Genomic DNA, 8,595 nt, shown 5'->3' with positions numbered 1-8,595 from the left:
AACAAAGACGTTAAAAATCTAAACCTACGTAAATGGGACTGCCCTTCTTGTCGTACACACCATGATAGGGATATTAACGCAAGTATAAATCTAAAAAATGAAGCGATAAGGCTTCTAACCGCAAGGACTGTGGAGCTAGCCTAATAAATTAGAGTTCGATAGAACTCTTTACTTAGGAATCCCCCTCTTCTAAACGAAGTGAAAGTGGGGGTAGTTCAATAAATATATCAGTGACCCGAATCATAACTATATTTTTTTAAAAATAGTTATACAATATCTACATAAACATATTTTAAATATGTCATAGAAAATAGGGCCCTGAGGAGAAAGGGTGGCGTCAGGGCCCTATGGAGTGTACCGAGAATGGCTGAATCGGTATAAATATATGTTACACAATTATTATAGATTTTTTAAAATAATATTTCTGTGACCGCAATCACATTCAATAAGAAAAAACAATGAGAATACTATGCAGTATTCTCATTGTTTTTTTCTTATTATTCATTTATTGGTGCAAAATGGTTTTTATCTTCTCCGCAAACAGGACAAACCCAGTCCTCTGGTAAATCCTCGAAACTTGTTCCTGGTTCTATATCCTCATCTGGATCTCCTACCTCCGGGTTATAAATATATCCACATGGTAAACAAATGTATTTTTTCATAATTCCCTCTCCTTTCTATACAGCTTTATATTTTCTCTTTTAACTTGCTCATTATTTCACTTATATTGGTATTTATTAAATCTATTCCTTCTAATGATACTTGCTTTTCAATCGCAGATTTGTAAGGAATAGATGCAGCAATTCCTTCTAATGAAATCACACCCACTATTTTATTATTCTTAATAAATAACCTTGTATACTTCTCCTTACCATCTTCTTCAACAATTGTTGTATCACATTGCTCTTCATTAACTGATCCAATTGAAAATAAAGATACATTGAATGCGTTAAAAATAGTAGTTGGAATTTCTTTTTTGTAAATAGCAGTTTTCGATACCATGTTACTACCAGCTACTCTTCCTTGTTCCATTGCAGTCGCCCATAATCCTTCAATCTCATCATTTATTTCTGCAACATCTCCCGCAGCATATACGGATTCTATATTTGTTCTCATCTTCTCATCCACAACAATACCTCTATTTAATTTAATAGCAGTATCATGTACAAGTGTGGTATTCGGGGTAACGCCAATTGAGTAAACAATACTATCACAATTGATTTGATAATTTTCGTTCACCTTTATACCAGATACGGATTCTTCCCCGAGAATAGAATCAATAGAAGTATTTAAATACACCTTTACTCCTTCACTTTCAATTTTTCGTTTTAAGAGAAGCGAAGATTTTGTGTCTAATTGTCTTCTCATTAACGAAGGAGCTACTTCTACAATGGATACCTTTTTACCAGCTTTCAGAATAGACCATGCTGTTTCTAACCCTTGTACACCCCCACCAATGGTCACAATATTCTCTTTTCCTTCTAAATATCCTTTAAGCTCATCTGCTTCTTGCATGTCCCTAATAGTAAAAATATTTTTTTTGTTAATTCCATTTAACTCTAATCTTCTATTATTTGCTCCTGTACAAATTAATAGTTTATGATAAGCAAATACCGCTTCATTGGATGTAACAATAAATTGCTCATCTGTATTAATTTTTACCACCTTTGTATTTATTAAAACTGATATATGATTATCTTGATACCACTTTTTCTTTTTAATTAACACTTTTTCACTGTGTAAATCTGAATACAGATCCTTTGATAATTTAATTCTTTTGTAAGGTAGTGATGGCTCTTCACCAAAAATGAATATATCTGATTCTTTATCATACTCTCTGATGGTTTTAGCAGCATTCACAGCGGCTACACCACTCCCAATAATAATAAAATTCTTTTTCATGTTTTCACCTCTACTTTCTATTAAATAGAACTCAATAATAAATCTGTAACAAATGTTGTTGCATGTTGGATTTTCTTTACTTTCCCCTCATCTTTTGGAGAGAATCTAACCCGAATAGGAAATTCAACATGAGTCATACCTGTAGATTTGATAACTTTTGATGTACTTTGTACATTCATATTTGTTTCATTGAGGTAATCTTGTATCACCTCAATCGCCTCTCCACTCCAACCATATGAACCGAATGAAGCTGCAATTTTCCCTTCTAAATTCTTTTCTGTCATTTCTTTTAAAATTTCTTCTAAATTACCAATCATATCTGCATATCTAGTTGAAGATCCTATGAAAACTGCATCAGCTTCTTGAATACTCTTTAAAACTTCTAATTTTTTTGCTTTATCAGCGTTAAATACTGTTACATGAATATTATCTGCTTCTAGAGTTTCTTTAATAATATTTGCTACTTTTTTTGTATTATTTTTAATTGTTGTATACACAATTGTTACTTTTTTATCTTGATTCGTATCTCTACTCATATTTGCATATAAATTAATATACTTCTGTATATCTTGACGTAAAATGTAGCCATGAGATGGTGCGATCATTTGTACATCCAAATCTTTTAGAGCTTCTATTAATGTTCTTACATATCTTCTATGTGGATGGATAATGGCATTATAATAGCCAATAAAGTCTTCTGTAATATCTACATTCGCTTTATCACTGAAAATCTCATCATTTGCTATATGAGTACTAAAAATATCACATGGAAATAAAATTTTGTCCTCTACACAATAGGTAATCATCGTTTCTTCAGTATGAAGATATGGCGTTTCTTTAAATTTCAATGTTTTTCCGCCAATATCCAATGTATCATCGTCTTTTACTATTAAAAACTTTCGATTATGCAGCTTATACATCTCTTGTATTTCTGGTACTGCAATTTCTGTACATACAATTGTTGCATTAGTAGCTCTTGATGCTAATGCTGCTAATCCCCCTGAATGGTCGGGTTCTGTATGATTCACTACGATATATTGAATTTCTTGTGGATCAATTAATTTACTTAAAGATTCTACAAACTCTCTTCCAAACTCTATATCAACTGTATCAATCACTGTTGGCTTTTCCGTTTTTAGCAAATACGCGTTATAAGTTGTTCCTTTTGCTAAGATCAAACGATGAAACGGAACTTCTCTATTATCAACTTTCCCTACCCAATATATATCTTTAGTTAACTTAATTTCTTTGCTCATATAACTCAATTCCTCCTCAATCAGATTTGATTTACAACTGAATTATATAAACCTTTTTATAATTAAAAGAGGACTAGAATCACATTTTAAAAAAATAAATAAAAAAACACCTGAGTAACAACTCTCTACTCTGGTGTTTTTTTATTTATTTTGTTGCTACAATTACTAGAGCCGGACCATCAAGTGAATATGTTTTTTTATCAAAATTAGCGTAAGTTTCTACTGACTCGAAACCACAATCTATTAATATCAGAAGTAATTGTTTTTTTGTAATTGGATATAACTCTATACTATTTGAGAATTCTTCACCACTTGTATTTAATGTTACAGTAAATCGCACTTTTTTTCTCTCTATTGCATAATCTCGTTTGAATGAGAAGTGTTCTTTCTTAATTACTGGAAATATGAACTGTTTTTGATTTAATACTTTTTCATAGTTTACAATTTGAATTATTAACTTTCCGTTTTTCTTAAGTTTTTTAAAAGCACTTTGAATAAAATCAGTAATTTCCTGTACATTGTCTAAATGAACCAACGTATTTCCAATACAATAAATACCATCAAATATTCCAGGTACCTCGTCTATTTGCTGCATTCTAAGTGTATTTACATAAAGTTTCCCTTTATGGGGTATTGCTTTCTCAGAAATTTTATCAGCCATTTTCTTCTCTGGCTCCATCGCAGTGACAATCATTCCTTTTTCAACTAATGCATTAGCCACGTTCCCTGTTGCCGCACCTACATCAATTACGGAGTCTCCCTCTTGTAAATAAGAAGCAATAAAATTCAATTGTTTTTCATTTGCCGGAAAAATTTCATCATAATACGGCATTAATTTTTCGTAAAAAGTCATTATTTATACAATCCTTTCTACATTCAGTATTAGAGCAGATATTAATGTAATAATTAATTCAAATTAAATCTGAATAAAACAATATGATACAATATTAACCTTTACGAGATAAAATACTTAAATACTATTATTGTTGTAATAAAAACGTAAATAGCATTTATACTCTCTAAAATTCCCACTTTTAAAATTGAAATATTTCTTCCATAAAGTACTATAGACCGTATCAAACTCGGGATAAAAATAATGGTAATTGATGGTGATAAAATAAACGTAACAATCACAAGTAATAAATGGTACCACCATGACACAATACGATACGTTGGATTCTTTTTTTCACGAATCATTGTTTTTACATAAAACGTACTCCCTATAAAATATAAAAATGTTATAGTCGCTATTATCAATATGTTTTTATCTACTGTTTTCATTGTGAAGTAATAACTAATAATCCCCCCTATACAAAACAAAATAATTGCACATACATCATTTAATAAAGCTCGTTCATTTTTTTTACTTGAAAAATAAATGTTTATACAAAAAAACGGGAGCATAATAATAGAAAAGTACACTATACGCCATTCATAACTAAGAGCAATAGCCGTACATATACAAGCCTCACCAAAATAAAGAAGAAAATAATATTTCTTTCGCGGCTGTTTTACATACATTAATAAGGGGTACGTAGCTAAATACACAAAAAACCACGCTAAAAAAAGAGGTATATGATACCAAGTCCATTTACCAGTTAAAATGCCTAAAACAAATGGAATAAGCAGCATACCCCAGGCTCCATGCTGCTTTGGAATAATTAACTTCATTCTTCCACACCTCATATTTAACTTTTTTTCAAAATTTTACTTAAGAATTATAATCAGTAGCATATATAATATTACATTTCTAGATAAATACCTTTACCAGTGAGAGAATCCCCCACTGGTAATCATACTCCACCAATTCAGGGAATACCCATCCCGAATAGTAAAATAAAATGAATTTTTCATACTCACTCTTCACTTATAAGATAAACTATGTTTAAAAAAATTACTGTGAGTGAAATCACTGCATTCTATTTTTATACCTTTTATTTTATAAAGTGAAACTTTCTTCAGTTCGTTTTTTTATATCTATTAGTACCCCTACTATCTCTATCCTAAAATAAGGAAATCTATTTCCTATATCTACACATAGTTAATTCAATCAATCTCTATACACTTTTTATAGACACGCTAATACGAAAAATGTATAGATTCAATCTCTTTTAAAAAGAAAGAATTATATACATCTTATATGAGTAGTATTGCACATTTTAACTATATATATTATCATCTATCAATAGTTAACACTATATATGTAATTGGAGTGAGTTAAATGAACCCCTCAAACAAAGGAAAAAAACAAAAAAATACATTATGGACAACTTTTCATAGAATTGTACAGAGTAATGATCAAGATTTAATGCAAGAAAACGCAAATGTCGATGGTCGATCCCCAATGGGAATGATGGGAAACTTTGCATCAGAAAGCGCAAAACATTATGTAAGGGAACATTTGCTTTCTAAACAAGTAAAAGAAGCGATTAATCAAAACATTTTATATCCACATGATTTAGATTTTTATGCAACGGGAACGACCACTTGTTCACAAATCCCTTTAGCACAATTGCTAAAAAATGGGTTCCACACTGGACATGGTCATATGAGACAACCACAAGATATCAAAAGTGCATTAGCACTCTCGTCTATTATTCTTCAAGCCAATCAAAATATGCAGCATGGAGGGCAATCTCTTGCCATGTTTGATATAGATTTAGCCCCCTATGTGAGTAAAACATTTGAAAAGAATAAGAAAAAGCTACGTGACTACCCATTAACAAAGGAACAAATTGAGGAGTTTGCATGGAAAGAAACAGAAAACGATACATATCAAGCATGTGAAGCATTTATTCATAACTCCAATAGCATGCATAGCCGTGGTGGTGGGCAAGTTCCGTTTATTTCAATTAACTACGGTACAGATACATCAAAAGAAGGAAGGCTATTAATTAAGCAATTACTACGTGCGACACAAGCGGGATTAGGAAAGAGCGAAACGCCTATTTTCCCCATTCAAATCTTTAAGTTAAAAAAAGGCGTAAATTTTGAAGAAAAGGATCCAAATTATGATTTATTTGAACTTGCGTTAGAAACAACCGCGAAACGATTGTTTCCTAACTTTTCATTTTTAGATGCGCCATTTAATGCAGCGTATTATAATGGGAACCCTGAAAGTGAAGTATGTTATATGGGCTGTCGTACCCGTGTGATGTCTAATATTCATGGCGATGAAACAGCGATTGGAAGAGGAAATTTATCGTTTACATCTATTAATTTAGTAAAATTAGCTTTAATTAATGATTCAAAAGAGAAATTTTTTAATTCGTTAAACCATTATATCAACCTTGGCATTCGTCAATTGCTAGAAAGATATTCATATCAATGTACAAAAAAAGCAAGAGATTTTCAATTCCTATATTCACAAGGGATTTGGCGCAATGGTGAAAAACTACAACCAGAAGATTCAGTTACTGAGATTTTAAAGCAAGGAACATTGAGCTTTGGTTTTATTGGACTTGCGGAATGCTTGGTTGCCTTAACAGGAAAACACCATGGGGAAGATAAAGATTCATGGCGACTTGGAAAAGAAATTGTTACCTTTATGAGAAAAAAGATGGACCAAGCAACAGAAGAACATCACTTGAATTTCACCTTAATTGCAACTCCTGCTGAGGGACTATCAGGGAAATTTATTAAAAAGGATCGTGCTGAGTTTGGAACTATTACAGGTGTAACCGATCATGATTACTATACAAATTCATTTCATATTCCAGTTTATTATCCTATTCAAGCAATTAATAAAATCCGTTTAGAGGGGCCGTTTCATGCTCTTTGCAATGGTGGTCATATTACGTATATTGAATTAGATGGGGCGGCAGCACATAATCAAATGGCTTTAAAACAGATTGTTCAAGCAATGGCACAGTATGAAATAGGATATGGTTCAATTAATCATCCGGTGGATCGTTGTAGATGTTGTGACTATAATGGAGTTATTGAAAATGAGTGCCCTAGCTGTGGAAATATAGAAGATCATCATATTGAAAGAATTCGCCGTATTACTGGATATCTTGTGGGGGACATGTCCAAATGGAATAATGCAAAGCGTAGTGAAGAAGCAGATCGTGTGAAACATAAATGAGGGTAATGAATATTATTCAGGATAGTGTAGTAGATGGTGAAGAGCTACGGACAGTTGTGTTTTTTGTTGGTTGTCCGCATCATTGTTTAGGTTGCCATAACCCAAAATCATGGAATTTTTATAACTTTAGCCAAGAAGACTCCTTCCTCAAGGAACGCGAAGTAAGTAGGTGGGAGATGAATTGGCTTCGGACAAGGGATGGCAGGAAGCCATCTTAATTGTTCGACATACATAAATTATTACGTCACTACCTATCGAATGTATGTTTGTTGTATAATGGACACATGCCGAAATGGAGGTGAAATGAATGATGATTAATAAATCATATAAATTTCGTATCTATCCAAATAAAACACAAGCAACCCTAATTAATAAAACAATTGGCTGTTCTCGTTTTGTATTCAATCATTTCCTATCTCTATGGGATAACGCATACAAAGAGACGGGGAAAGGTTTGACATATGGTATATGCTCTGCCAAACTTCCTTCCATGAAAAAAGAGTTTGCTTGGCTCAAAGAAGTGGATAGTATTGCGATTCAGTCGTCTGTTCGCAACCTTGCGGATGCTTATACACGCTTTTTCAAAAAACAAACTAGTGCCCCACGTTTCAAATCTAAGAAAAACAACGTACCATCTTACACCACAAAACAAACAAATGAAAACATTGCCGTTATAAGAAACAAAATGAAATTGCCAAAACTAGGTCTTGTTCGATTTGCTAAAAGTCGTGAAGTAAAGGGACGCATTTTAAATGCTACAGTTAGACGGAACCCTTCTGGCAGATACTTTGTATCATTGTTAGTTGAAACAGAAGTGCAAGAACTTCCGAAAACACAATCTTACATTGGAATGGATGTGGGGCTAAAAGATTTCGCCATTTTGTCAAATGGAACAACCTATAAAAATCCGAAGTTTTTTCGGTCATTAGAAGAGAAGTTGGCGAAAACACAGCGTGTTCTTTCTAGAAGAATAAAAGGATCTACTCGTTGGAATAAACAGCGAGTAAAGGTAGCTAGAATTCATGAATATATGGCAAATGCTAGAAAAGATTACTTGGACAAAGTCTCGACTGAAATCATCAAAAACCACGATGTTATTGGTATAGAGGATTTGCAAGTATCGAATATGTTAAAGAATCATAAGTTAGCAAAAGCAATTAGTGAGGTATCATGGTCACAGTTTCGAACCATGTTGGAATACAAAGCAAAATGGTACGGCAAACAAGTCATTGTTGTATCGAAAACATTTGCTTCTAGCCAATTATGTTCTTGTTGTGGATATCAAAACAAAGACGTTAAAAATCTAAACCTACGTAAATGGGACTGCCCTTCTTGTCGTACACACCATGA

At 32.5% G+C, this 8,595-nt stretch carries 8 protein-coding genes and 1 pseudogene; 4 read left to right on the top strand and 5 right to left on the bottom strand.

From position 1 onward, the window contains the following. Positions 1–144 (top strand): zinc ribbon domain-containing protein (locus BM089_RS30005; RefSeq protein WP_139213364.1); only part of this gene is annotated, 144 nt, incomplete at its 5' end. Positions 145–497: 353 nt separating this feature from the next. On the opposite strand, the gene rd is transcribed toward BM089_RS30005, so the two are convergent. From rd to BM089_RS29975, 5 genes are all read right to left on the bottom strand, one after another. Further along, positions 498–662, bottom strand: coding sequence for a rubredoxin (gene rd / locus BM089_RS29995; protein ID WP_061529985.1), 165 nt, complete (start codon positions 660–662; stop codon positions 498–500). Positions 663–687: 25 nt separating this feature from the next. Continuing rightward, the gene (locus tag BM089_RS29990) at positions 688–1,902 is read right to left on the bottom strand and encodes an NAD(P)/FAD-dependent oxidoreductase (protein ID WP_090979108.1); all 1,215 of its coding nucleotides are present in this window, start codon (positions 1,900–1,902) and stop codon (positions 688–690) included. A gap of 20 nt (positions 1,903–1,922) precedes the next feature. Then, positions 1,923–3,158: an FprA family A-type flavoprotein gene (locus tag BM089_RS29985; RefSeq protein ID WP_090979105.1), complete on the bottom strand. Its 1,236-nt coding sequence runs from the start codon at positions 3,156–3,158 to the stop codon at positions 1,923–1,925. 145 nt (positions 3,159–3,303) lie between these two features. Beyond that, complete coding sequence (locus tag BM089_RS29980; protein WP_061529988.1) at positions 3,304–4,011, bottom strand: class I SAM-dependent methyltransferase; 708 nt, start codon at positions 4,009–4,011, stop codon at positions 3,304–3,306. 101 nt (positions 4,012–4,112) lie between these two features. Continuing rightward, complete coding sequence (locus tag BM089_RS29975; protein ID WP_090979102.1) at positions 4,113–4,829, bottom strand: YwiC-like family protein; 717 nt, start codon at positions 4,827–4,829, stop codon at positions 4,113–4,115. Positions 4,830–5,379: 550 nt separating this feature from the next. On the opposite strand from BM089_RS29975, the gene BM089_RS29970 reads away from it, so the two are divergent. The 3 genes and pseudogenes from BM089_RS29970 to tnpB form a co-directional block, all read left to right on the top strand. Then, positions 5,380–7,245 (top strand): anaerobic ribonucleoside triphosphate reductase, encoded by a 1,866-nt coding sequence (locus tag BM089_RS29970; protein WP_090979100.1) that lies wholly within the window; start codon positions 5,380–5,382, stop codon positions 7,243–7,245. Continuing rightward, a pseudogene (locus BM089_RS31710) lies at positions 7,242–7,379 on the top strand (4Fe-4S cluster-binding domain-containing protein); the annotation flags it as partial. The gene BM089_RS29970 and the pseudogene BM089_RS31710, both read left to right, overlap by 4 nt. A gap of 173 nt (positions 7,380–7,552) precedes the next feature. Continuing rightward, positions 7,553–8,595, top strand: a 1,043-nt coding sequence (gene tnpB / locus BM089_RS29960; protein WP_090979094.1) for an IS200/IS605 family element RNA-guided endonuclease TnpB, incomplete at its 3' end; no start/stop codon positions are given.

It is taken from the genome of Bacillus sp. 5mfcol3.1, from assembly GCF_900114335.1.
GTDB lineage: Bacteria > Bacillota > Bacilli > Bacillales > Bacillaceae_G > Bacillus_A > Bacillus_A thuringiensis_S.
The sequence above is the reverse complement of the archived record's forward strand: the minus strand, read 5'-3'. Positions and strand labels throughout refer to the sequence as shown.